This window comes from Salarchaeum sp. JOR-1 (genome assembly GCF_007833275.1).
Taxonomy (GTDB): domain Archaea; phylum Halobacteriota; class Halobacteria; order Halobacteriales; family Halobacteriaceae; genus Salarchaeum.
Genome location: NZ_CP042241.1, coordinates 2,286,149 through 2,310,433, shown reverse-complemented (window position 1 = coordinate 2,310,433; position 24,285 = coordinate 2,286,149). Strand labels below are relative to the sequence as shown.

Here is a 24,285-nt window from a genome sequence, read left to right as displayed (position 1 = left end):
AGACTCGACTGTGTCGAATGGTTGGGTGAACAGAGTCCCCCCACTGTGTCGAATGTTCTTCGGACCGAGCCACCCAGTTGAACCGGCAGGCTACTGGTGGGGTATTGAGAGGTGGTGGCGTGGGCGTTCTCTCCCACCCCACGATGTCGAATGCTCTTGATGCAGCGAGCAGTCAGCCCCGCCCTTCCTTCCGTGTGCGACAATCTCGTCACTCGACAGACTGTGTCACGTTCCGAACGCGCTGTGGCAGGGTGATACCGTCGAAGTCAGTGACGACCGTCGCAACGAGGTCAAGGTCGACGGCGAATTCGTATTCGTAGTATTGACCACCAGACCGGCCCTCATTGCGGGACTGCCGATCGAGGATGCCGAGCATGGCGAGGTCGGCGAGGTGGTCGTGCATTCGTCGCCGGACTAATGGATCGATCTCTGATTGTTCGGCGATTGTTCGATACGCTGGGTAGATATCTCGAACGCGGAACGGGGCGTTCGAATCGAGGGCAAGTTGGAGGACAGCAACTAACGAGAGATGGCCGTGGCGGGTGAGTTCTCGCATGCCTTGTTCGATTTGGCTGCGTTCGAGTTTGTTACGGGCGGCGTAGACGTCGTCTTCGGTGATCTGTGTGCGGTCGGCGGCCCGAGCCAGTTCACCGGCCTGATATAGCAAGTCGAGGGTTTGGCGTGCGCTGCCCGAGTCTTGGGCGGCGAGTGCCGCACACAACGAGAGCACCCCGGATTCAGTCGCGTCCTCGTAGAGGGCGCCTTCCGCACGGCGTTCAAGAATAGCTTCGAGTTCGGGCGCGGTGTATGGGGAGAAGTGGATTTCTTCTTCACAAAGGGTGTCTTTGACTTTTGGCGAGAGGTTGTCGCGAAAGCTGAAGTCGTTGCTGATGCCGATGACACCGGGTTTAGTGGTGGTGAGGTAGTCGTTTGAGCGGGCGCGTGGAATCTCGTAGAGGATTTCGTCGTCCGTACCAATGTGATCAATCTCATCGAGGACAATGAGGATGGTGCCGCCGATTGCATCAAGCTCGGTGTACAGCAGATCGAAGACGCGTTGTTGGGGATAGCCCGTCGTGCTGATTTGCTCATCGTTTGGTCGGAGTGTATTGACGAGGTTGACGGCAACCTGATAGGATGAGGAGAGGTTCGTACAGTTCAACCAGAAAACAGATAGGGTGACGTCGTCATACTGTTGGGTGTCCTGTTGGAGTTGCTCGAGAATATAGCGGGAGACTGCTGTTTTGCCAACGCCGGTTTTGCCGTAGAGGAAGATGTTTCGTGGTTGGGCGCCGTTGATGACTGGTTGGAGTGCGGTCTGGTAGGCGTCCAGCTCTGACTCGCGTGCTGTAATTGTCTCTGGTTGATAGTCGTCGCGCAACATATCTTCGTCCTGGAAGATGTGGGTGTCCCGCGTGAAGGTCGCCATCAGTTACTCACAGGTCGTGTCTCCTACCGCATAAAACCACCGCGTCTAATGCGTCGGATGAAAATCGAGATGGCTTCCAAAGATAGTCATTCACGAAGAACACGACTAAACCACTGTCTTAGTCACCGAAACCACAATATACAGGGTGTCGGTACATTGGGTAGGGGCTGGATTGCTGGAGAACACTCGACACGGTGGGGTGTGGGAGCGCAGAGGCTGGACCGGCAATATGGATACTTGGCCGGGGCGCGGAGCATTCGACACAGTGGGGTGGGAGACGCGAACAGGCCCTGATTACGATCTCCTGTCGCCATCCCACTCCCGCGGACAGCCGAGACCACTCATTGACAATCCAGCACAAGTACCGTAGTCATCTTGAGTCCGTTAGTCTATGTCGCGCTCTAGAAATACAGCAAGGGCTGCTAATTGTGGATAACTCAGGGGGAATTCGGTAGAGATGTGGTCGTTATACTGTATCACGGCCGGCCGCTGTCTTGCAGATTTTCGGATTTGTTGAATTCTTATTAGTCAGATATTACTCGCGGCGAAATAGCCGTTAGGTAGGTGTGTGTGTGGGTGTGCGTATGGCTCAGTTTGTACGGGTATATGCGAAGAATTACTAACACTCTCACTCTGGTGTACATGACTTCACGAAAATTACTTTCCTCAGTGAGTTGCTAGCGAAGGTATGGCTGAGTACCACACTCCAATCGAGATATGGGGGTATCGTGACGAATGGCCGTCCCGGTTCGAGGGTGAACGCGATCGCCTCGAACAAAAATCGGGGAGCAAACCCACTCAATTGAACATTTCGGGAGTACAAGCGTTCCCGGCCTCGCCGCAAAACCCATCATCGACATTTGTCCAGTAGTCCCCGATATGGCTACTGCACGCGACTGTAAGTCGGCAATGCTGGACCTCGGCTATCAGTTTAACGCCGATCGCGAGAACTGGCTCGCCTTTGAACGCTTCGACGAGGGTCTCGACCAACAGTTCAATGCACACTTTCACCCGGTTGGCTCGACACGACTGGAACGGACTCTGGTTTTCCGTGATTATCTCCGTGACCACCCCCACGCGCGAGACGCGTACGCAACAGCCAAGCGGCACGCTGCGGCAGTACATCCCGACGATACTTCTGCCTACAATGATGCGAAAGACGATATTGCAGAAACCATCATCACTGCAGCCCGAGAGGCCGGTTACGAACCAGAAATCACCACTTCCCACTAAACAACCCCCTGACTCAACCTGTCGAACTAGTCGCTTTCCTCGGTACCCGAATTACCTGATCGGAGCGCTCACTAGTTCACCTGTACTAACCGATTCGACCAACTGTCCTGTACGCCGCTGCGGATTTCAACAAAGCCAGAGTGTCCCTGTAGCCAGCCGAGTTACCGCTGTCGGCGTGGTAGCAGTGGGGCAGGCGAACGAGTTGCCGGCCTAGATTCCCTGCTTATTTTTATACCCAGGTATTACGGGTTGGTAGCACGGGCGGCCTCGCTAACGAAGGGCCCGGTGCTGAGGGCACCGTTGCCCCGTGCTGCCAGAGATATGACAGCGAATGAGTCTAGTCGTCCGGAGTGGCAAAACGTTGTCTCTCCGGATACGGACAGGTGTATTGATCCCGCGGCGCTTGCCGCGATCGACCAGTCGGCCAGTGAGATCTTTGCGCTGTACACGTCAGCGCATCGGCGCGCCGTCATCCGGTATCTCGCCGCGAACCTCGACACGGACGAGACGATTACTGCTCGTGAGTTGGCGACCGAGGTGACGGCGTGTCTCACGGACACGGCGCCGGAGAACGTCTCGGGTGACGACCGCCGGAGCGTGTACGTCGGCCTCTACCAGCTGCATCTCGACAAACTCGAGGCCGCAAACGTCATCACCCGCACCGAAGAGGGCATCACCACAACACCCACGACAGCGACCGTGGCCACCGTGTTGGCCCTCGTCGAAACCCTCTGTAACACCTCAAAGTCCGCAACCCCAATGGACGGTGATGCGGCGTGACCACCGTTGTTACGGTTGATGGTGACAGTGGGTACTCGTTGGTGATTACCGATGCCGGCGAACTCGAAGCCCGCCGTCCACTCGACGACACCGACCCCAGTGACGACCGGGTGCAGCGGTACACGACCGCCGATCGTGACAGCCAGGAGACCGCGGACAGTCAGAGCGCGTACGGTCTCAGCGTGCAGGCGGTTCTTGATCGGTACGCCGCCCAAGCGGACCGCACCAGTGCGGAGTCCCGGTTCGCCCTCGCCGCCACCACCGCCAACGCCTACCGCTGGCACCTCACCACCAACACCCCCCTCACCAGGACAACCCGCAACCCGGATCACCGCACGACCACACAACACGACTCCAACAACGCGGCCACCAGTGAGACGAGCACGTCGTGGGGTGTCGACGAGACCATCGCCGAGTTAGACCTCAGCGACCGACAGCGACACGTCCTCGCACACTTCACCCACGACACCCCCGGGGAGGACACCCCCGGTGACGAAGCGGGTGGTGCGGGCGCTGACCCGTCACGGCATGCGGTGCGCGTGCGGCTGACCGCGGTGCACACACTCCTCACCACCATCCCCACCACCAACCTCAATCGTGAGGTCGCCGGGAACATCCGGACCGCTCGCGACACCCTCCACACCGCCCTCCAACAACTCAACGAGTAGCACGCGGCACAGCAACTACCTGCCACCCGATTCTTCGGGCTGGCACCCAGCGGCACGACTTGACGCGGGCAGTAGCCTTCTGCCTACTTGACCACTGTCTGCAATCGGCGGTCTCAGCCGTCCCAGTAACCGCGACAACAGGGCGGTTGACATCCTCCTCCGCCTGAAGGCGGAGGAATCCCGGGGTTGGGATATTAGGGTTTGCAGTCTACCACCGCTCGTTGCGGTTGGAATCCGCAAGAGAGGTCATACAGGTAGACTCCGGGCTGTGCCAACCAGCCGGTACTCCTATCCCCACCCAAACTGGGTGCAGACTCGGAGTTACTTTTTGTGTCGTTGATGTCGAGACGGATGTTTTCCGCCCCGTTCACGTCAGCGTTGAACGCCGCGTCACACGCCTCGCAGGCGTACAACCCACGCTCGACGCGTTGACTCTCGTCTTCCCGACCGCACACACAACACGTCTTGCTCGTGTCACGCTCGGACACTTCCACGACTTCGATCCCCTCGACTTTCGCCTTGTATTCGAGGATGTCGGTAAAGCGGTCGAACGCCCACCCGTGCAAGTCGAGATTTCCATGCCGCCCCCAGTCCTTCGACTCGCCGGTCTCGTCCTCGCGGACCCCCTCCAAGTCACCGACGTTGATCCGACCAACCCTCTTCTCGATACACTGCTCAACGATGTGTTTCGCTAAGGAGTGGAAGAAGTGGGTGCGGCGCTCCGACCACTTCTTGTGTAAGCGAGTCGCTCGCTCACCGCTCGAATCCTCGCAGTTGGCGATTTCTTTCGGGAAATAGTAGCCGTCCTGTTTCAGTCGGTTGCCGGGGTACAAGTCTGCTTCGTCAGTGCTGTAGGCGACAGCGGCGAAGTTGCTGATGCCGAGGTCGATACCCGCTGTCTCGGTGCCGGGTGCGGTGGGCGTCTCGATTTCGTCTTTGCAGACGAGATGCAGTTCCCACCGTTCTTTTGACTGGTCGTAGACGGCCCTGACTTGTTGCAGGTTCTCAACCTCGACATCGGGCCGTGTCTCGTACTCGACAAGGATGTATTCCCTCGCTCGCGGGTATTCCTTGTGGTTTGCACCCTTTGAGAGCCGAACACGGTTGTTTTTGGTGTCGTGCTTGATGCCGTTTTGCTTCCACGTTACGGTTGAGCGCGGGTGTTCTTCATGGACGCGGCGACCTTGTTGGTCGTAGTAATTTTCTTTGCGGTAGCCGGGCGGGTTATCCCGGTCGTCGTCGCTGGAGTACCAGGAGTTGAAGGCTTCAGCGAGTTCCTCCAGAACGCGCTGACTGGACTGCGAATGGAGTCCCTTGTATTTTGAATGGCCTTTCAACTCGTGTTTCAGCTCCTCATGGTCGGGAATCTCTCCGGTTTCCTCCCAGACTTGGCGGGAGTGGTAGTTAGCGACGTTCCAGAGTTTGCTGGCACTCCACCCGTGCCAGTCGAGCGGGTCCACCACCTGTGAGTGGTTGCAGATTTTCGCTTGATGGGTGTGGTGGATGTCCAGCATTTGGAACGCGCGTATAATCCCTTATACTCGATCCACTTGTAAAAGTTGGCGTTTGGTAGCGTGGAATATCCGGCCCTGTCGAAGTCGGTAGAACAGGCACTGAGTGACAGCGCGTATCCACGGCCTGAAGGCCGTGGTATTGCGCCTGCTCCGCGTATAAGTCGGTGTGTTTGATTCTGGAGCGGTGTTTTGATGGCCTGCAACCCATCTGGTCCGTATTCAGAACCTGCTTCCTCGGGATGAACGGGTGGGTGGTTTCAACCCCTACGGGGTTGGAACGTCCGGAGAGGCAAGATCGATATCAGACGATGGGTTCGACGACGATGTGGCGCTGAGTCAGGTAGGGTGCCTTTGCGCGGTCACTTTCGTCGTAGCGGATGATACCGTGCTCGGCAAGGGTTTTGAGGTCGCGGCTGACCTGGCCTTTGTCGCGGTTGAGCGATCGGGCAAGTTCGCTGACGCTGGCGACGTTATTCTGCTTCAGGGTCTCGATAATTTGGCGGCGTTTCGGTGTGAGGACGTGGGTGGCCTCTTCGTAGCTGAGTACCTGGACGCCAGGCATGCCGCCCTTCGCGAGAGCTCGAGCAAACTCCTTGCGGCGTTCTCGTCGTTTTTCAGTGTCGTCAGGCGGTTCTTGCGTCCATTCAGTTTTGGCCATCTTCTCTCACCTCTTACTATTGAGTACAGACCTCAACACCAAAAGTGTGGTGGTAGGAGTTCAGCGTATCTATACGCCCACAAATAGCTTCATTGCAATATATACAACCAAAACATTTAAGTCCATCGAGTTCATATTTCTAGTAGGAACAGTATCTCTCAGCATCTATCAACGAGGTGGTATATTCTTGTCGGACTACGAATTCTCCTACCACTATTCAGTGGCGCGACTTCGCGGGAAACAGTATCAAATCGGGGTCAGAGCAGACCCTAGCATCAATGATGTGGAGACCTTCGCAGTCCTTCTCTTCTACGAGCGCTCCGATGGGACCGTTATCACCATCGCCAAAATCGACAATACAGAGCACCGAGAAGGGAAGATACACCTCGACCAGTACTACCGCACTGACCCGAGGAAGAAGGACTTCGACATCCCGGTTACCGACGTCTTCGACGCTGCAGACTACCTTGGCGAGAACGTGGAGCGGTTTGCACGTCTCTACGCGGACCACCACGGCGACGAGAAAGTAGACTAAACCCAGCACACAACGGCCATACTGTTCCTCGATACCTCCCACCAAACAGCGAGGTATCGGTCTTCCGCTGAGAGAGTTGGCCTCTGTGCGCTCACTCGACTTTGGGACGCGTCGAAATGTAAACCTTCGCGTTGACTTGTGTCGGTACGATTATACGCTGAACAGGCGAAATACCACGGCCTTCAGGCCGTGGATACGCGCCGTCACTCAGTGACACGCTCCACCGAGAATTGCATAGCCGAGTTTCCAATCCATACGTTCAAGTGTCAAGAAAGTGTTAAGAACCGCAATACGGTGGTACGGTCCGGTCGGAACGGAGCGGATTCCGAACGACCTTCGGAGGCGGCCAGCCCGCCACCCAATGAGACAATATCCGGAACGCCGACGTGGTGAACGCGAATCCCAGAAGGGTTTGTCTTGTGCCCGTCGGTCGAGCAAGCCACAAGATACCTCCGAGTCCGGCGACGTGTCAGCGACTCCCTGCTGGCAAAAACAACAGATGGGAGTCAACGACGCCGAGGATAGGAGTAACAGCCGCTTGGCACGGCTAGACAGCCACCGTTCACGACGACTGGGTTAGACGCGAACTCCCGTAAAGTGGCGGCGTCCACGGTTGCAGACCTGAAACGCTCACCGCTCGGGATCCCTCCGCGTGAACGCGGAGATGGATGTCAAACTTGAATCATATCTAACCGTTCGTATGCCGATCGTCAGTCTTCGAAGAGCGTAGTGGTGTGGTGGATGGTTGGGGGTGTGTCTGTCCAGGCTGGCCAGGTGATCCAGTCGCGGACTCTGGAGGTCCGGTAGGTTGTTTCGTCGAGGGGTTTTTCGCTGGCGGGGCCGCGATTGATCGTGATGTGGGTGGTGTCGGCGAGGGTGGTGAGCGCGCGTCTGGTAGCCGCATCCGAGGCGAAATACAGGTGAATGTCGGCCGTGGTGGGGCGGGCCCAATCAAGAATCTGTTCGAGACGAGCAGTGGTGGCGGTGGCCTCGGGAATAAGGATACCGAAGGCGGTGGGTGTGCCGTCGGTAGTCTGGGTGGCGACGTCGATGGCATCGAAGGGGACGGTGTCGCTGAGCGCGTCCCGGTTGGGATGATGGAAATACTCAGTCGTGGTGTCGGACTCTGGTGTGAGGTGGTCGGCGAGTGCTCGGCGTGCGGTGTTGAGTTCGTAGTTGTCGTCGAGAACGGGTGTGTGCGGCTGGTCAGTGGGCGTGGTGAGGGTGGTGATTGGGTCGAGGCTGGTGCCGTGGGTGGTCAGGGCGTAGTAGCGGTGGCCGCGACTGTCGGTGTGCGCGGTGACATACCGACTGAAGGCCTCAACGTTATAGGGCGTGTCGGTGAAGCAGTGCCGACGGAGGGCTACCATCGATGTGTTGGTGAGGGCTGGCCAGAGCCCGATGCGTGCGGCGGCCACACTCTGGATGAACACTAACCCCGCGAGCGGAATGTCACCGTATGTCTCCCCGGTGAGACGCGCCGCAAGCCCCGCCCGCAGCCGATTCAAAATCTCCTCGAGATCAAGCGTCGTGTGATGGCCGGCCAGTGTCTCACGGATGAACCGGGTGAGCCGGTCCGTCTGCGAAAACGTGAGCCGGTCACAGAATCTGTCGGGCAACGCGGCTAGTGGTCGCATCTGCCCGTCGCCACCCGCTGTTTCGGCACTGCCACCAGCAGCCGCCGTCGAGGTACTGCTGGTGGTGGTGTTGGTGGTGTTGGTGGGGGTGTGGCAGGCGCGTGCGTCGTTTGGGTGTGTGTAGCGGGCGTGACACGTCGTGCAGGCAAACGCCGGGCCAGTGTCTTGGCTCGCGGAGAAGGTGAGTTGTGTGCCAGACCCGCCGTCGGCAGGGGGCTGGGCGGTCATCCGTGCACTGTGGATGGCACTCGTGGTACTGGGTGGTGACCGCGGCTGACCAACCGCAACGGGCGGTTGATCGGCGGATTGTGCTGCGAGGGTCTCCATTACCGTCGGTTCCTCAGTGGTCGTGGTGGGTGTGGGGGTGCTGGGTGGGGCGAGCGGTGCAAGCATCGTGGTTTGTGGTGAGTCGGGCAGTGGTGATGGCGTGGCGACGAGGGTGTGCGGGCTGTCGTGTTGCCGGGTGAGTTCGGTGTCAGCCTCCCGAATCTCGGTGGGGAGGGCGGTGTGGGTGGCCGCACTCGTTTGTGTGGAGACGGTCACTATCGTGTTGGGATCCGGTGTGAACAGCGCGCTATGGTTGAATGTGGGGTCTGCATCGGGGGCGAGCGTGAGCCCGGCCAGGCAGGCCAGCGGCGGGCGCGGTTCTACAAGCACATTCCGGTCGGCGGTCGGCTGGGTGGTGATTGCGGTTGTGAAGGTGTCGGGGAGCGCGATTTGGTTGGCATTCGGAACGACGACCGTCCCGGCAGGTGTGGCAGCCGGCGTCCGACTCGGCGCCGTCCGCGCAATCGCATCCAGAAGGAGGGTGGTGGCGAGGCGGCGGCCGAGTGCGGACTCGATGCCGCTGACATCAAGCCAGAGCACCCCGTCACCGGGGGCGATCTCCCAGAGCGTGGTCGAATGTGCATATTCCCCGAGCAACCAGTCTGGCACGACCTCCCCAACCGTCGTGAGAAATGCGTGTTTCCGTTTGAGTGCGTGGCGCGCGTCCCCTGGCTCCGGCTCCTGCACGGTGGGTGGCGGGCGTTCGGCGGTGAGTTCCGCGATAAGCGCTGAATGCGGGACCGCACCATCCGTGGCTTGACACACCGCATCGATGACCTCGTCGACGCGGCCAACAAGGGGGTCGCCACGTGGCGCTGCCCGATACGTGTCGCGGAGCTGGTTGTAGAGATCGTGGCGGGTGGCACGCGGAGGCGAACTGAGAGGGGATTGGGCGTCGGCTTGTTGTGTGCTGGGTGGTGTCTGGAGGGGGGTGATGGGGAGCTGGGTGGTGGCGACATCGATTACGCGATGCTCGGGGAGGGCGTCCGCGTCGCTGGTGTCGAGGGCGGCGGCGTAGCTGTCTTGGAAGGTGCCCGTGGGGTCAACGACAATCGTGGGGTGGTTCCGAGTCTGGGTTGCGTCGGTCAGGCGGCTGCTGAGGAGGCTGTGTTGCCGCGACGCGTTCTCGGTGGCGATTGCGTGGCGCTGGGGCTGCGTGGGCACACTGACCGTCCGGTGAAGGCGTGGGTCGGCGCCAAGTGGATAGGTGGTCGCTGTGGTGAGGGTGTCGCGCAGCTCGGGGGCGGCTTGGGTGAGGGGGCTTTCCGCGGCGGGGGGTCCGAACCCCGCGGAGAGGGCGTCTGCAATCGGGGGGAGGGTGAGCCAGTGGGCGGCACACCGTGGGTGGTAGAGGTAGGCAAACGGCCCGTCAGCGACGTATGGGTGGGGTTGGCCAGTGAGGAGCGCTGTGAGATGACGGTGGATGTGGTCGTGGTGATCGTGATCGATGTGTGGTGTCAGTGGCTGGTGGTAGAGGGTTGGGGTGGTGACACCGTGGACCCACGGCCGCAACGTTCTGCCTAACTCCCGAAACTGTTGGAGGGTGCCTGTGGTGGCGGTGTGGTTGACCGCGACGATGCGTACGGAGACCGCGACCCGGGATGCCGGCTCAATCGCGGCTGACTCCAGTCCTGTCGTGTGTATCTTGTCTGTGTTCCCCGGGTACACACTGGTGTCGTCGAGTGTGTACCCAAGGCCAAGATGGAGCTGGCAGATGACATCCGCGTCAGCCGTCTGGATGGTCTCGAGAATCTGGGTCAGTGGGAGCGTGTCTGGCACGTCAGTGGCCGGTGTGACGCGGTCAGTGATTTCGTCGGTGTCGTCGTAGGATTGTTGCCAGGCTGGCGTTGGCGTGTCGTCCTGGCGGCCGTCCACGGCGAGTTCTTCGAACGTCAACACGAGGGCGTTTGGCCGGGCGGCCGAGCCAATTAGCGACTGCGCCACTTGCGGCGCGCTGCTCGTTCCCGTCGGCTCCGCGGGGTCGTCGAGGAAGGTGTCGGCAAGGACCTCCCGCAGCTGGGCATCGAGCGGCGTGAGTGGGTCTGGGAGCGGTGCTGTCAGCGCCGGGGTCGGCGAAGCGCGGTCATAGTCGGTGATCCGCGCCAACAGCATCCCGGTCCCCGGATCATTGGTGTACACGAGAAACACTTCGATGGATGGGGGGACTCCCAGTTTGGCGTCGGCGACCCGGTCGGCAGTCGCCTCGAGCAGTGCGTGGAGCGCATTGCGGATGGCACTGAGTGTGGGCGGTGCGCCGAGCGGGACGCGGTACAGCTGGTGGCTGATGTCGGGATTATCGATGCGGCCGCCGGACGACGGGGTCCAGGTCATATTTTGATCTCCCCGCGGTAGAGACTCCGATAGGTCGAGAAGTTCTGGATGCCTGGATTGTACAGGTCGTGGGTGTCGAAATACGACTGCCAGTGGGCAACCCGGTCGGTGTTTGGCAGCGGCCCCGACGCGAGACACTGTTCGGCTTGCAAATCGGCGATGATAGTGGACAGCGACTCGAGGTCGGGCATCAGCCACACCGTGTCAACGCCCGCCTCGCCAACGTACCGCAGTTTTTCCCAGTTCCGCCGCACCCGCGATGCCTTGCCATGATTTAATTGCACTTCGCCCGCGCAGACTAAGTCACCGGCACTGTTGAGTCCGGCCACATCCAAGCGACGCTGGTCGAGATCGGTGACCGTGACGTCCCGGCCCGCGTTCTCGAGGCGTGTTTGGAGGGCCTGTTCGTCGACGCCGAGATCGAACCGCCAGAGGTGGGGGTATCGGATGACGGTAGCGACGTCGTCGCGGGCGGCGATGCCGGCCGCAAGCAAGACGGCGCCATATTTGTGTTTGCCTTTTTCACTGGGTGTTGCATCGCCATACCCTTCCTGGGTGACCGCCGTGCGGTTGAGCGCGGCGACGACATCGCTGGCGACCGAATACATGGTGACGTACCCCGCTGTGTGCGTGTCGATGACATCCGCCGCTGCCAACCGGCCAGGATCAACATCGAGCTCGCCGTCGGTCGTCTCCTGGTAGTGTCGCATGCCGTCGCGGAGGTCGTCGTCCGCGACCAGCCCATTCAGGCCGGCAACAACCCGCGTGAGGAAGGTGAGGGTGTCCGCGGAGAACTGAACGTCGTAGTCGGCGTCGAACGCGTCCGGGTGCTCCGCCGGGCCGATTGCGTCGAGGGGGCGGGCGTGGGGGTGGGTGGCGGCGTACCGATGGGTGGCTGTGGTTGCCGCGGCCAGTGGATCATCGGTGGTGGCGGCCGCCTGTCGCGTTCCCGGCGCGATCCGCGTGTCCGCGGGGAGTGGTTCAGAGGCGTGTCGGGTTCGCACGGCGCGGTAGGCCGTCCACCGATGGTCGCCGGTCGCGTCTGCGGGCCGCGTATACAATGGGGTCGGTCGTGGTGCGGCAATCCGGTATTCGTTCGGGGGGCCATTGGCGCCAGGGTGGGTGCGTTGTTCGACGACGTCATTGGTGCCGCCAGTGGCGTCGGCGGCGCTGTGGAGGACGCCGGCGATTCGCTGGACACTCCACAGGGTGTTTGGGGGGCGGTGGGGCGGTGGGTAGTACTCCTGGGCGTGTGTGTACAGGTCGCGGGCGGTATGATAGTCGGTGAACGAGAGGCTGGGGGTGGCGCGGATGACATCGACGATGGCGGCGAGTTGCGGGTGATGGGTGACGGGCGTGAACCCAGTCCGCTCGGGGCCGGGGGCGGTGGTCGTACTCGCTGTATCGTAGCGCCGATCGCCGTACAGCCGCGGGAGCGCATTCCGCACATACGTGTCATTGATGAGCGTCTCGACCTGCCAGCTCTCCCGTTTGACTGCCGCGTACCGCCAGTCTCGAAACCGATGGAACGCCCGGTGGACCGCGCGTTCGAACCCAAACCGGGCGGCCGCCGCAAACTTCGCCCGCAACAATGCAACCGGCACTCGAACAGTATTCGCATCGGGTTGGCGGACGAGTGGTGGCGGATCACAATCGCGGTGGAAGGGGATGGTGCGACACCACTGCGTGCACGCCTCCGCGGGCACGACGACGTACTCGGTGCCGTCTTCGGCGTCGAGACGCACCGTCGCAATCATCGTGTCGGCCGGGTCCTCGCAGACGGGCGCTGTGGTTGTGGTGGGACTCAACAGGACGCGGGCGACAACCCGCTTGATGTCGTCCCGCGCGTCGAACGTCGCTAACAGCGCGCGCTGATAGACGCTGCGAAGTCGTTGGAAGAGTGCGGAACTCCCCGGATTCGCTGCCAGCGGCTGCTCGACTGCCCTGGTGGTGGTGCGGCGCTGATACGCGTCCGGGCCCGCTTTGAATGGTGTGGCGTGTTCGATGCGGACACCGGCCAGCGCACTCCCCAAGAGAAACGTCGCCGGCTCATCGATCGGGAGCGATTCTGCCTGTTCGACGGCGCGGTCGTGAAGGGCGTCGTCAACGAGATTCTCGATGTGGGTGCCCAGGGTTTGGGGGGTTGTGGTGTCCCAGGCGTGGTCGAGGACGGCGTCGAGTTCCGCGCGTGGGGTGTCGACCGTTGTGAGCAGGGTGCGTGTCGCGGTGGTGGCCGTGGGTGGTGTGTGTGAGTCGGTCATTGGGTGAGGGTGGTGAGGGCGGTGAGTTCGTCGACGGGGAGATTGTCGAGTTGTGGGAACAGTCGGGTGTGGAATTGGGCGATGCTGAAGTTGTGGTAGGCGATGTCTGGGGGGATGTCGATGAGGTCGGTGGTGGCAAGCGCGTCGAGGAGGTTGCTGGCGACCGTTGAGTTTTCGACGACCACGATGACGTTTGCGTCTGTGTTGGCGAGGATTTTGAGGCGGTTGCAGACGGCTGTGAGGTCGTCTTCGGCGGCGACCGCTTCTCCGAGCCACCGCAGAGTGTCGTTGTGGGAGCCGCCGAAATCAATTGGCTCGGGGGTGCCGGCGTAGGGTGTGGTGATGTGGGTGATCGGTTGGGTTGTCTGAAGCCAGTTGGCGGCCTCAAGGATGGCGCGGTTGTGGAGGGGGCCGTCTCGAAGGATGGGGAGGGTGTCGTCGAGGACGCCGGGGTTTGGATGGTCGCTGGTGTGGAGGGCGCTGCGGGCGCGGTCGGTGACGCGGTAGTACTTGGCGTGGCCGTTGAGGCGTTTTTCGGTGAGGAGGTTTTGGTCGATGAGGGCCGTGAAGTCGATGTCGAGTTCGGCTTCGAGGTGGTCGCGAAGGGGAACCATCGAGTCCTGGAGCGAGTACCCGGGGAGGCTGCCGGTTTGGGCGCGCGCGATCACGTAGCAGGCACGGGCGAGGCGCCCGTCGTGAGTGGTGGGTTCTGGTGGGTGGGTGGCGAGGGTGTTGATCTGGTCGGCAAGTGGTGGGCTGGGGAGGGTGTCTGCGGTGAGGGCGTTGCTGCCGTCGCGTGTGAGTGGGTGGCTGTCGTCGGACGCTGACTTGGTGAAGTCGAAGGGACTGGCTGCGGTGCCCGCCGACTCCGTCGCGGCCGCTGAGCGTTCAGTGGGGCTGGCTGTCGTGCTGGGTGTCGTAGCACTGTCGTCGTCAGCGTCGTGGGCGTCGGTGGTTGGTGTCGTGGTGGTGTCGTCGGTGGGTGTGTCTGCGGTGTCGGTCGTGGTTGTGTGGTCGGTGCTGGGTGGTTTTGCTTGGGTGTCGGTGCTGGGATCGGTGTCGGTGGTCGTGTCGGTGGTGGTGTCGTCGGCCTCAGTCTTGGACTCGGTGTCGGTGTTGGTGGTGGTCCATGTTGTGAGGGGTTGTTGGGTGGAGTGGTCTGTCATCGGTGTTGTGTTGGGGGTAGAAACAGTAAAAACTTGTTACTATTCGTATAATAGTGAGGGGTAAATTATACGTAGGGCGAAACAATCTGCCCACTCCTCGTCACGCCGCCAAACTCAATTCAGAACTGAGCCACCGCGCTATCCGGCGATCTGCACCTTCCAGCACGCATTCTCGACTCGAAGTTCACACCGCTACAACACACATCAAGAGATGGACACAAACAATAAAACCACACTTATGAAAAACAACTGATAATACTTAACTGGGCAGACAGAACCTAACACGCCCAAAGAACTACCCACCATTACTCGTCGAGACGGTAGAGCAATTCGGGGAGGGGCACGCCTTCATGCCACAGCTCCTGAAACTGGCGTTCGAATTCGCCGACAATGTCGCTGTCGTTTACCGCAACAATGCCGATACGGTCTGCGCTCATCTGGGGATGTGGGATGTCAATGGTCGTTACTGTCTGGTCGATCACGTCAAAGGACACTGGGATCTCGGGTAGAACCCTGATTCGCACCTCTGCTGCGTGTTCCTCTGCCACGTCGAAGAGTGTCTCGGGGACCGTTTCGAGAATCTGCTCGCTGACTAGCAACGATACGGAAATATCTGGCTCTGCTCCATCAAAAAACGCATCAACCTCCTGTTTGAGGGGCTCCCACGGAGCAAACTCGTAGGGCGGCCCAACCGTGGCATGAATTGACTGTGTTGCTGTCCGTATATGCTCTTCAAGCGCAGTTTGCATTTCCTCACTGCCGAGTGTTCCAAGCCAGAAGCTCCCGTCAGACGGCAGGGTCGGAAGGAGGTTCGAACGGACAGAGTTAGCTACGTCACGATACCGGCCCCATTCCTGTTGGAGTTCAGCAGTCGCTCGTCGAGGAGCCTGTCAACCCGCGGTCTCAGGTGATTCTGCGACATATCGGGTCGGATCAGTCGCTTTGGTGCGGATGAGTTGGTGAGCGTTGAGACTGTTGAGGACATCGTAAATTCGGCCTTTAGGTACCTCGCTGGCATCGGACAGGTCAGATGCTGTCGCTGCACCAGTCACCAAAAGAGTGCGGTAAACCTTCCCTTCGTAGCTGGAGAGTCCAAGTTCGCCGAGGTCGGTCATCGTTGTTCACTACCAAGTTCCTCCAGTTAGTATTGTACGCAATTCACGTGTAACGCTCGGAGAAACACCCTTCAAGGACTTAAGTACTGGAGGACGCTACGCGAAAGCGATGGTCCCCAAGATCTCGCGGCGAGCAGCGTTAAGCGCGCTCGCGACTGCCAGCATCCCCGCTGTCGCCGGCTGTACAGGCGGCACTAACGGCGACAACGACACGACAAGAACGACCCCCGAACATTCCACAACCAAGGCCACTGAGACGACGCAGACGACCGCGGATGGCGACCGCTCAATCAACCCTGCGTCAAGCCCCCTAGTCGCTGTGCGGTCAGCGTTCAGAGCCGAGACAGTCAACGGGTTCCAGTCGCGGTTCCATCCCCTGCATCCATTCAGCATCAAGCGGATGTCCCGAGAGAATGCGAAGGCCCTCTACAAGAACGCTAGCCAACTAACCAGTGTCAGGCGCGTCAACCGCGAGGTAACCGTCGACCTCGTTGTATCCGCCACACTTCCCGGGTCAGGCGTCAACCGGAGCGCCATTGAGGATGCGCTCGCGGATGCAGAGACATCGGTCGTCGAAGCGACCGCGGAAACTGACTCCGGCACCCAGACCGTCGAGTTTGTCACCATCAAGCGGGACGGCGGTTGGCTAATTCTCGCACAGGGACTGCCCGCACCTAGTGAGAACGACTCGGGCGCCCTGTCGGCGTGGGTAGTTGAGGACATCACTTTCGACAGAGCGGCAGGCGTCGCAAATGTACAGTTCGTCGACCACGTGATTGCGGAGTCCGTAACCGTCGAGGCGGTGCAGTCAGGATCGTCCAAGACGACGGACACGCCAGAAAGCGTAACGACGCTCAACGTGGACGTTGCGTCAGGAGGTGATGAGGTCGTAGTGTCCGCGACTCTCGAGGGCGAACGAAGGATCGTTCACCGTGAGCGCTACCCCGAGAGGGACCGCCTTGTGGACGACGTCGAATTCGTCATGCAGCCCAAGACGGATGCCCGAAACGCCATCGCGCGTGTCAATTTCAACGATGTCGATATGGACGGTCGCGTCCGCGTAGCATCAACCGTGAAGGGCGGGAGTACGGAGGTTGGGCCTGCCAAGTCGCTTGACTACCTCGTAGTGGGCGTTGACCCGGACGGAGACGAGGTGGTCGTTACATACCCGGCCGGTGGTAACGCAGAAGAAGTCCATCGAGAGCGCTGGCGGTCGTAGCGAGCGTATCCAGACTCCGCGAACACGTTCTGAACTCACATGAAACCCTCCCACCCCGCCAAGTTCCCATATTGGTAAGTTTACGGCGGTAGCGAGGCGAAAGCCCACCTGTTCACGGGTGTGGATGAAGCCGACAATTGGGAATCTCTCCACGCTCGTAGCCACGGCTGGATATTCCACGTCGAGATGTCCAACGCTTATGTAAGCACAAATACTGTGCTTACATATGTCGAATCAGGTCGTCACTCGGACACTCAAAGCGAGTATCCGTAACCATTCGCAAGTCGGTGGCGACCTCGATTCGCATGGCTTTGCCGCGTCGAAATTGTGGAACGTCGGGCGGTGGACGATTCAACGAGTCTGGAACGCTATCGACCACATTCCAGACGCCGACGAACTCTGTGCGTACCTCAAATCCCACGAACGCTATGCGGATTTGCACTCACAATCCAGTCAACGAGTTCTTCAGGAACTCGGTGAGGCGTTCGTCTCGTGGTACGAACAGGACGACCCGGACGCGAACCCACCCGGCTACCGCAAACACGGCGACGACCACCCACGCTCGACCGTGACGTGGAAAAATCAGGGCTTCAAGCTCGACACCCAGTACAACCGTGTCCGGCTCTCGAAAGGCACGAACATGAAAGAGTCGCGCTACGCCCCAGACTACATCCTCTGTGAGTACACGCTCCAAATAGACGAGCAGACACTCGACGCTGTCGAAACCGTCCAGACGGTGCGTGCTGTCTGGACTGGCGACGAGTGGGAACTCCACTTCGTCTGCAAACGCCGGATCGAGACAGCCGATACTCCTGGTGAGAAAACAGCCGGTATCGACCTCGGCATCTGCAACACGGCGGCTGTCTCTGTCGGTGACGAGACACTGCTGTATCCGGGCAATGCCCTGAAAGAAGACGCCCACTACTTCCGCCAGCAAGAATACGACACGGACGGTGAGAACGGGCCGAGCGATCACGCAGAGTGGGTAAGACAGAAGAAATCCCGGCGACAAGACCATTTCCTGCATGCGGTGTCGAAAGACATCGTCGAGCAATGTGCCGCCCGTGATATTGGGACGATAGCAGTCGGTCATCCAAAGAACATCCGTAACGATGAAGACTGGGGGAGACACGGCAACAAACGTCTCCACGACTGGGCCTTTGAGACGCTTCTCAGTCACATCGAGTACAAAGCCCAAGAGCGCGGTATCGACGTAGACCGTGTGGATGAAGCCGATCTGAAAACATCGAAAACCTGCTGTGAGTGTGGGACAGAAGCTGACTCGAATCGTGTTGAGCGTGGGCTGTACGTCTGTGAGAATTGCGAGTTGGTCGCCAATAGCGACCTGAACGCGGCGGAGAATATGCGAGCGACGGTAACTCCGAGTCCCTCACAGGATAGGAGTAACGGCTGCTTGGCTCAGCCATCGGTACGCCTGTTCGACAAATCCACGGGGCAAGTCGCCCCACAAGAACAGGTCGTTCCGTGAACCTTAATATCCCAACGCTTGGGAATCCCACCCGTTCACGGGTGGGAGGAGGTCAAGATACGTTCAGCATCGTCTACGACAAGCGAGCCGCTACCTACTACCGCGACAAGGTGAGTCTCGCCACTGTCACCGGCAGAGTCGAATGCGAATACGATCTGCCCGACAACCCCGAAGGCACACCACACGGCGAGTACCTGCTGAACGACGACTACTCGTTCAGTACGAGTACTGTCCACTACGACAGCAAAGCCGACGAGTTCTACCTGCACGCCGCGATGGAACGGGAACTCGACGTTGCCAGTCCTGAGAAAGCCGAGGATTCGAGAGTCCTTGGCGTGGACTGCAACGTTGACGACCACATCGCCGTGACCTCAACGGGCAGGTTCGTCGGTAACGCTGACTACCTCAATCATCAACGCCGCGAGTTCGAGAAACGGCGAGCCAGCCTCCAACAGACCGGCACGCGAAGCGCCCACTTGACCTACCAGCGTATCGGTGACAGGTTCGGACGGTGGAGCGAAGACTCCCTCCATCGGTGTTCTAAAGAAATTATTGCAGAGGCCAAACGCCATGGCTGTACGCACATCGCGTTCGAGGATTTGGAGCAGATTCGAGAGCGCATTAGCGACGGCAAGAAATTCCAGCAGTGGACGTTCCGTGCGTTGCAGGACCAAGTCGCGTATAAAGCCGACGAGCACGGCATTGTGGTTGAGACAGTCGAACCGTCCTACACGAGCCAGCAATGCTCGAAGTGTGGCTGTACCCTCGAAGAAAACCGCGACGGGCAACGTTTCGCCTGCTTGGACTGTTCGTACTCGGTGAACGCCGATTACAACGCGGCGAAAAACGTAGCCCGGAAACTGGCGCTGAGACTCCAGCGAGGGCAGAAGCCCCTCGCTGGAGGGGCGTTCTGTCAGTACGCCCTGAAGTCGGGGATAATGACCGTGAACGCTACTGAAGTGGCGTCCGACACGCCTGTGTCGGCAGAACGGGAGTCCACCGACAAGCCCACCGCTTCAGCGGTGGGTAGCTGACTTCGTGTTGTTTGGCCTTGTACGTGACTTGGGTTTCAGCTCGTTGAACCGTCGGAGGACGTCACTGGTCGGTGGCGTTGTGCGGCGGTGTGTCTGGTGGTGTGGTGGCACGGGCGTGGATTTTCGCAGGGGCGGGGGTGGCGGACGATGTGGCCGTCGTAGGCGTCTTCGGCGGCGATTGATGGGCCGACGGCGCCAGCGCCGGCGACGATGTGGCCAGCAGCTGTACTGCCGCGATCGATGATGGACGCGTCGGCAGCAACTGCCGCCGATCCGCAGGTCGTTTGCGAGTGCGCCGCCGCATGCCGGGGCGCTGACGGTGCGCTCGCGGAACTCAGCGGCCGGCACGAGGCTGCCGACCCGGTCGTGACGCTGTGCGACGATCTCGCTCGACGGCATACTCCGCCCCACTGTTCAGCCACCCTTTCTCGCGGGCATACTCATCATCCCCCGTTGGAATCACAGTGAGCACAAGCATGGTTTCGTCGAAGACCTGAGTGAGTTCGTCTGCGCGAACCAACGCCGTTTCAGCCAGCTCCGACATGGCAAACGGAACGACGATTGTCACAGCCCGACCTACCCACTGTTCAGTGAAGCCGCTGTTCCCCGACGGTCACATCGTTTCGTGGGTCGCCCGGCAGCCACACGTGTGGGCTGTCGGCTTCGATTATCGCCGGTTGCGTGCGGTCGCGTGACTGCGGGGCGGCCGGCGATCGGTATGCGTCGTGGCCTGGTCGCCGCTGGATCGTGCGAGTCTGCCCGCCCCGGGGTGGCGAGTGGCCGTCTACGAAACGTTGATACGCTGATCAGTTCTCTTGGGACACTCTGCGTGTGGTGCCGATACGGAGTGAACTGGGGAAACGGAACGGGAAAGCGGGAAAGGGGGGATGGGTGGTGTTGATGGCGAGGGCAGGCGCCGGTTGTGTGTGGGGTGTGCCTCTGTGGGTTGTTCACTGGGTGTGGGGTGTGCCTCTGTGGGTTGCTCACTGGGTGTGGGGCCGATTGCATCGCGTGACTGCCTGGCAACAGTCGTGGCCGCTGCGAACCCAGATAGAACTGTTCCACGCCGTACTAATTATTTTCCGTTGCGGAAATCTTTCAGCTCGTCGTTGGCGCTGTATCCCCACGGCCTCGCGTGGCGGGGCTGCACGGCGACGCCCGCGCCGACTGACGACCTCTCCCCGGCCTCGGTTCTCCATTGGGGGGTGGGGGAGTGGTGCTGGCGGTGGCGTCTCCGTTCGCTTGTTCGGGTTGTGGCGTGGTGGCTGGCCGTCACAGGGTGGTGTCGCGTGCGTAGACGCGGATTTCGGCGGCCGTAATTTCGAGTGGATACCCCCACACGGCGGTCTGCACTTCGAGCGCGGGGTTCGCCCAGGTCAGCTTCTCGAGGGCATCCAAATCAACGAATTCGACGATTGGCGGGCGCTGTGAGTCGAGATCGACGTTGGCGTGGTCGAGTGCTGTGAACAAGTCTTCTTCGAGCGGCGTGTCTGGCTGGCGCGCCCATGCCACGAGTTGCGTCCGATCCATGGCTCCGGTACCTCTCGGTGCACCCACCCACAGGTAAAAACCCCCGGGCTTTCCCACACAAGCAATCACCGACAACACCTCCGGCAGCCACTCCTTGAGTCCGGCCGCCACACCCGTCACACGTCGTGCCACCCCTTGGAAACACCCGGCCACCGATGGTCACCCCGGACATACCAAGAGCAGGCAGGGATAGTCTGCTAAATTAAAGGTGAGCACCGTGCAATGCGGTCCGATCCGATCCGATCCGATCCGGTGCGGTGCCTGTGTATCGTCTTCGGAGTGTGGCGGCGGCGGGGGTACTGTGGGGTGGGCCAGTCGGTGCGGTGGGTGAGGTAGTGAGTTAGTGAGTTGGTGGGTGGCGTGGGGGGCGAGGAGGTGGCGGCGGTCTTGGATGCGCGTGGTTCGGGTGGCGATGGGTGGTGGGGCGACGGTGGCGGTGCCACGCTGGGTGGCCTTGGACACCGTCGCGGCTGACTGCGAGTGCGTCGTCGAACCCACGCCCGAATGGGCCAGTACCCGTCACCGAGGCTGTACCGACCGTCGTGTTCGAGATCGTGGTGCCGACGGGCAGACAGGAAATACTAGCTGGGCGGCAGCACTGTCCGCGTCGGGCTGCGAACACGCGTCACCAGAGCTGCCGCCACGATCGTCCTGGCCGCATGACTGACACGCAGCGCCACGGTGCTCGGAGCGCTCCTCGTGGCGGTCCGCAGGCACCGCAAGTCACCGAACGGGCACACCCACCGTGGGGGCACCCTTCGCCCGTTACCTCGAGGCCGCCTTCTAGCCGCTGCGCCAGATCCACTCCCTACCCAGCCCACTGACTCACAGCGACACCGCCTGGCCGAACGACCGCTGAAACACCGGTCGTTCTGCTGATGAGCTGCTCACGGGCGACAGCGTTGCGATCGACCCGTTCGACAATATCGAACTACATGGTGAAACGCCGGCCCGCCGACGTCGCGGACGACAATCACCTTTCAGCTACTCCCACTCACCGCCCACCCCCTCTCTCTCTCTCTCTCCCTCCCGCGCCGCCCGCTTGGCGGGCTGCTCACACCCTGCGGCCCACCCGTCAACGCACCCCTCTCTCCTGTCCCGTGTTCACCCACGACACACCAGCTCCACTCGGCTCACGCCGACTCCCACTGTTTCACCCACACCGCCCCCCACCATACCACGCAGCCACCCCAGCAGCTACATCCACCACACCCACCCACACACCACCCAGCCCGCCAAACACACCCACTCCTCGCCGAACACCCCACCCCACACCCCCACCACCCCACGACACAATACACCACCAACACACAGGCAGTAGAGCCCCAAGTATACCGAAATGAAACACAACCAACGAGTTATGGAGTGGGGACTGGAGAGAGTGGGGAGAGTGGGGACTGGAGTGGAGTGGTGGTGGGGTTGCAATGCGGAGCGTGAGGGTGTGTGAAGTGGGTCGGTGGTGGTTCAGAGTGGAGCGACTTGCCTGGGCAAGGAAGAGGAGGGGATGATGCGGAGTGGTTGATTGGCTGGGCCCGGGGTTGGTGGTGGTTGCTGAACACTGGAATACGCGGCGTTGAGTGATCAGCATGGCTCTATGCAGCTAGTTTCACGTTGGCGAGAGGGTAGTTCTGAATAGATGACCGACTGGCTGAGTAGGTGGTGATGGGGCCGGATGGAGCGGGGGTGAGAGGCTGGACGCTACCATGGCGATTGAGACACCGCGTATATGGCCGACCCACTGACTGCGCAGCGGATCGGCGCCTTCACGTACACCAACACCACCAGCCACACGTCCCATTGGTATGGCAGGCGTCGCGGCTCCGAACCACCCGCTAGGTGCGCAGACCGCGGTCGCACACACGGAACGCCACCGAGTTGACCGCACCCCTCATACAGGTGCTGCCCCCTCCCCCTCTCCGCATCCTCACCAATACTGTCCATGTGTCGGGGCAAACGCGCTTACAGGGTTCTCACCGACAACATCTACCACCAAGAACCCACGTGTTGGCCATGCTAGTCGGGATAGCACGATCGCACAGGCAGCCTGGCGGTGTGCGTGCTCGCCGTGGCCCGGTCTACCGCTGGCGAGAACGCATAGCCATGCATGTCCGAAGGGCGAGACAGCCCGAGAGAGTCGGCACGGCACAGTACCTGCTGGCCGGACGCTACAGCAACGACGCCACCCTGTAACGGCGCTCACCAGCGGACGATTGCTCGCCAACAGGACACAGGACAGCCGGCCAAACACGAGAACGTACAGCACTACTCGGCGAACCGAACCCAATACCACCCAGTCACGGCATGAAGACACGCCATCACATGTGACAACAGACCACCGCTCAAACACCCCTCCGAGTCCCCATCATGGACAGTCCCGTGCAACGTGGACAGTAACGTGCCAAGCCGCCATACGAGACCATACGAATTTGCCAAACCAGACCAGATTCCCAACCCTCCCCTACGACGGCGACCAATCCACCCCAAACAAAGAAACAGAATCTAGAACCAGTCAATAAACAACTAACTCCCACACAGACTCAGCGCAATGCCAGACCACTAGCAACCACCACCAGAAGAACCTCCCCATCCACCGACAACTGCCAAACTCCCAAAGGCACAACCAACTCTGAGAGTCCACATCCAATAGAACCTAGAAGTACCCAGAGCCTAACACTCCCAACCGCCCCCCCATCCCATCCCCTCCCAGTCCCTGAACAACCTGCCAGATTCGAACTGACCGGCTGTCCGATGAAATGGAACTGACAAACCCGACACGCCCACCGCTTGAGCCCCTCCCTCCCTCACGCAAAGGAGGCTGTCAATGACAATGAACTACTAAACCCCATCAAAACCACCCAATTACCGACCACCACATAAACCCATGAGGTTCACACTACCGCCACAGATACACCAGATCCAACACAACTTCCTCCCAGACACCCCAACCCCCCCGACAGACACACACCCCACCCAACCCCACAACAGCAACCACCCCGCCCTCCCACCCAAAAAATACGAACACCCCAAAACTACACCAACCAACTCCACATAAAAAGCCAATCCACCACCATGAAACACAACCCACCACCCAGCATAGACACCACAAAAAAATACCACACAAAACCCACCCAACACCCCCACAGACCAGCACCCCACCACAGAAACCGTCCCTCAGAACTACACCCCACAATTTCAAATCGAACCCAAACACCCCACAACCCACTCGCCCAAATACCACAACTACCCACACACACACCCCACCCCACACAAATCCACTCCCAACCACCCTCCCAACCACCCATCCACCCCACCACCTCCCCCACACCCACCAGTCCCCCACCCCGATTACTATAACTCCA

The 24,285-nt window shown here is 60.4% G+C and carries 14 protein-coding genes and 1 pseudogene; 7 read left to right on the top strand and 8 right to left on the bottom strand.

The window, feature by feature from the left end; all coding sequences use genetic code 11:
* Positions 1 to 208: 208 nt before the first annotated feature.
* A complete protein-coding gene (locus tag FQU85_RS13015; RefSeq protein WP_145848617.1) occupies positions 209 to 1,429 on the bottom strand; it encodes an orc1/cdc6 family replication initiation protein in 1,221 nt (406 codons plus the stop codon).
* Positions 1,430 to 2,209: 780 nt separating this feature from the next.
* Between FQU85_RS13015 and FQU85_RS13010 the strand changes: the two genes are divergently transcribed.
* The 3 genes from FQU85_RS13010 to FQU85_RS13000 all read left to right on the top strand — a co-directional run bounded on the left by FQU85_RS13010 (position 2,210) and on the right by FQU85_RS13000 (position 4,110).
* Positions 2,210 to 2,662: a GrpB family protein gene (locus FQU85_RS13010; RefSeq protein WP_145848615.1), complete on the top strand. Its 453-nt coding sequence runs from the start codon at positions 2,210 to 2,212 to the stop codon at positions 2,660 to 2,662.
* Positions 2,663 to 2,983: 321 nt separating this feature from the next.
* Positions 2,984 to 3,442 carry a helix-turn-helix transcriptional regulator gene (locus FQU85_RS13005; RefSeq protein WP_145848613.1) on the top strand — a complete coding sequence of 153 codons (459 nt, stop codon included), beginning with the start codon at positions 2,984 to 2,986 and terminating at the stop codon, positions 3,440 to 3,442.
* A 41-nt stretch (positions 3,443 to 3,483) separates the two neighbouring features.
* Positions 3,484 to 4,110 carry a hypothetical protein gene (locus FQU85_RS13000; RefSeq protein WP_145848611.1) on the top strand — a complete coding sequence of 209 codons (627 nt, stop codon included), beginning with the start codon at positions 3,484 to 3,486 and terminating at the stop codon, positions 4,108 to 4,110.
* A gap of 194 nt (positions 4,111 to 4,304) precedes the next feature.
* Here the strand turns inward: FQU85_RS13000 and FQU85_RS12995 are convergent, their stop codons facing one another.
* The gene (locus tag FQU85_RS12995) at positions 4,305 to 5,624 is read right to left on the bottom strand and encodes an RNA-guided endonuclease TnpB family protein (RefSeq protein ID WP_145848609.1); all 1,320 of its coding nucleotides are present in this window, start codon (positions 5,622 to 5,624) and stop codon (positions 4,305 to 4,307) included.
* Positions 5,625 to 5,925: 301 nt separating this feature from the next.
* The gene (locus tag FQU85_RS12990) at positions 5,926 to 6,282 is read right to left on the bottom strand and encodes a helix-turn-helix domain-containing protein (protein ID WP_206022051.1); all 357 of its coding nucleotides are present in this window, start codon (positions 6,280 to 6,282) and stop codon (positions 5,926 to 5,928) included.
* Between the two features lie 187 nt (positions 6,283 to 6,469).
* On the opposite strand from FQU85_RS12990, the gene FQU85_RS12985 reads away from it, so the two are divergent.
* A complete protein-coding gene (locus tag FQU85_RS12985) occupies positions 6,470 to 6,817 on the top strand; it encodes a hypothetical protein (protein ID WP_145848606.1) in 348 nt (115 codons plus the stop codon).
* A 710-nt stretch (positions 6,818 to 7,527) separates the two neighbouring features.
* Here the strand turns inward: FQU85_RS12985 and FQU85_RS12980 are convergent.
* The 4 genes and pseudogenes from FQU85_RS12980 to FQU85_RS13835 all read right to left on the bottom strand — a co-directional run bounded on the left by FQU85_RS12980 (position 7,528) and on the right by FQU85_RS13835 (position 15,654).
* Positions 7,528 to 11,112: a hypothetical protein gene (locus FQU85_RS12980; RefSeq protein WP_145848603.1), complete on the bottom strand. Its 3,585-nt coding sequence runs from the start codon at positions 11,110 to 11,112 to the stop codon at positions 7,528 to 7,530.
* Entirely contained in the window at positions 11,109 to 13,373 is a 2,265-nt protein-coding gene (locus FQU85_RS12975) for a hypothetical protein (RefSeq protein ID WP_145848601.1), read from the bottom strand. The genes FQU85_RS12980 and FQU85_RS12975 overlap by 4 nt, the downstream gene beginning before the upstream one ends.
* Positions 13,370 to 14,539, bottom strand: coding sequence for a hypothetical protein (locus FQU85_RS12970; protein ID WP_145848599.1), 1,170 nt, complete (start codon positions 14,537 to 14,539; stop codon positions 13,370 to 13,372). Before FQU85_RS12970 ends, FQU85_RS12975 begins: the two co-directional genes overlap by 4 nt.
* Before the next feature lie 305 nt (positions 14,540 to 14,844).
* A pseudogene (locus FQU85_RS13835) lies at positions 14,845 to 15,654 on the bottom strand (TrmB family transcriptional regulator).
* A gap of 109 nt (positions 15,655 to 15,763) precedes the next feature.
* On the opposite strand from FQU85_RS13835, the gene FQU85_RS12960 reads away from it, so the two are divergent.
* From FQU85_RS12960 to FQU85_RS12950, 3 genes are all read left to right on the top strand, one after another.
* Complete coding sequence (locus FQU85_RS12960) at positions 15,764 to 16,873, top strand: hypothetical protein (RefSeq protein WP_145848597.1); 1,110 nt, start codon at positions 15,764 to 15,766, stop codon at positions 16,871 to 16,873.
* 226 nt (positions 16,874 to 17,099) lie between these two features.
* Entirely contained in the window at positions 17,100 to 18,362 is a 1,263-nt protein-coding gene (locus tag FQU85_RS12955; protein ID WP_145848595.1) for an RNA-guided endonuclease TnpB family protein, read from the top strand.
* On the top strand, positions 18,359 to 19,396 hold the full coding sequence (locus FQU85_RS12950; RefSeq protein ID WP_240792434.1) for a transposase: 1,038 nt from the start codon (positions 18,359 to 18,361) through the stop codon (positions 19,394 to 19,396). Before FQU85_RS12955 ends, FQU85_RS12950 begins: the two co-directional genes overlap by 4 nt.
* A gap of 1,272 nt (positions 19,397 to 20,668) precedes the next feature.
* On the opposite strand, the gene FQU85_RS12945 is transcribed toward FQU85_RS12950, so the two are convergent.
* Positions 20,669 to 20,926, bottom strand: coding sequence for a hypothetical protein (locus FQU85_RS12945; protein ID WP_145848593.1), 258 nt, complete (start codon positions 20,924 to 20,926; stop codon positions 20,669 to 20,671).
* Positions 20,927 to 24,285: the final 3,359 nt, after the last annotated feature.

Coding starts and splice junctions, on each gene's coding strand:
- FQU85_RS13005 (WP_145848613.1), top strand. CDS start 2,984: ATGACAGCGAATGAGTCTAGTCGTCCGGAGTGGCAAAACGTTGTCTCT.
- FQU85_RS12960 (WP_145848597.1), top strand. CDS start 15,764: ATGGTCCCCAAGATCTCGCGGCGAGCAGCGTTAAGCGCGCTCGCGACT.
- FQU85_RS12955 (WP_145848595.1), top strand. CDS start 17,100: ATGTCGAATCAGGTCGTCACTCGGACACTCAAAGCGAGTATCCGTAAC.
- FQU85_RS12980 (WP_145848603.1), bottom strand. CDS start 11,112: ATGACCTGGACCCCGTCGTCCGGCGGCCGCATCGATAATCCCGACATC.
- FQU85_RS13015 (WP_145848617.1), bottom strand. CDS start 1,429: ATGGCGACCTTCACGCGGGACACCCACATCTTCCAGGACGAAGATATG.
- FQU85_RS12945 (WP_145848593.1), bottom strand. CDS start 20,926: ATGGATCGGACGCAACTCGTGGCATGGGCGCGCCAGCCAGACACGCCG.
- FQU85_RS12975 (WP_145848601.1), bottom strand. CDS start 13,373: ATGACCGACTCACACACACCACCCACGGCCACCACCGCGACACGCACC.
- FQU85_RS12995 (WP_145848609.1), bottom strand. CDS start 5,624: ATGCTGGACATCCACCACACCCATCAAGCGAAAATCTGCAACCACTCA.
- FQU85_RS12970 (WP_145848599.1), bottom strand. CDS start 14,539: ATGACAGACCACTCCACCCAACAACCCCTCACAACATGGACCACCACC.
- FQU85_RS12990 (WP_206022051.1), bottom strand. CDS start 6,282: ATGGCCAAAACTGAATGGACGCAAGAACCGCCTGACGACACTGAAAAA.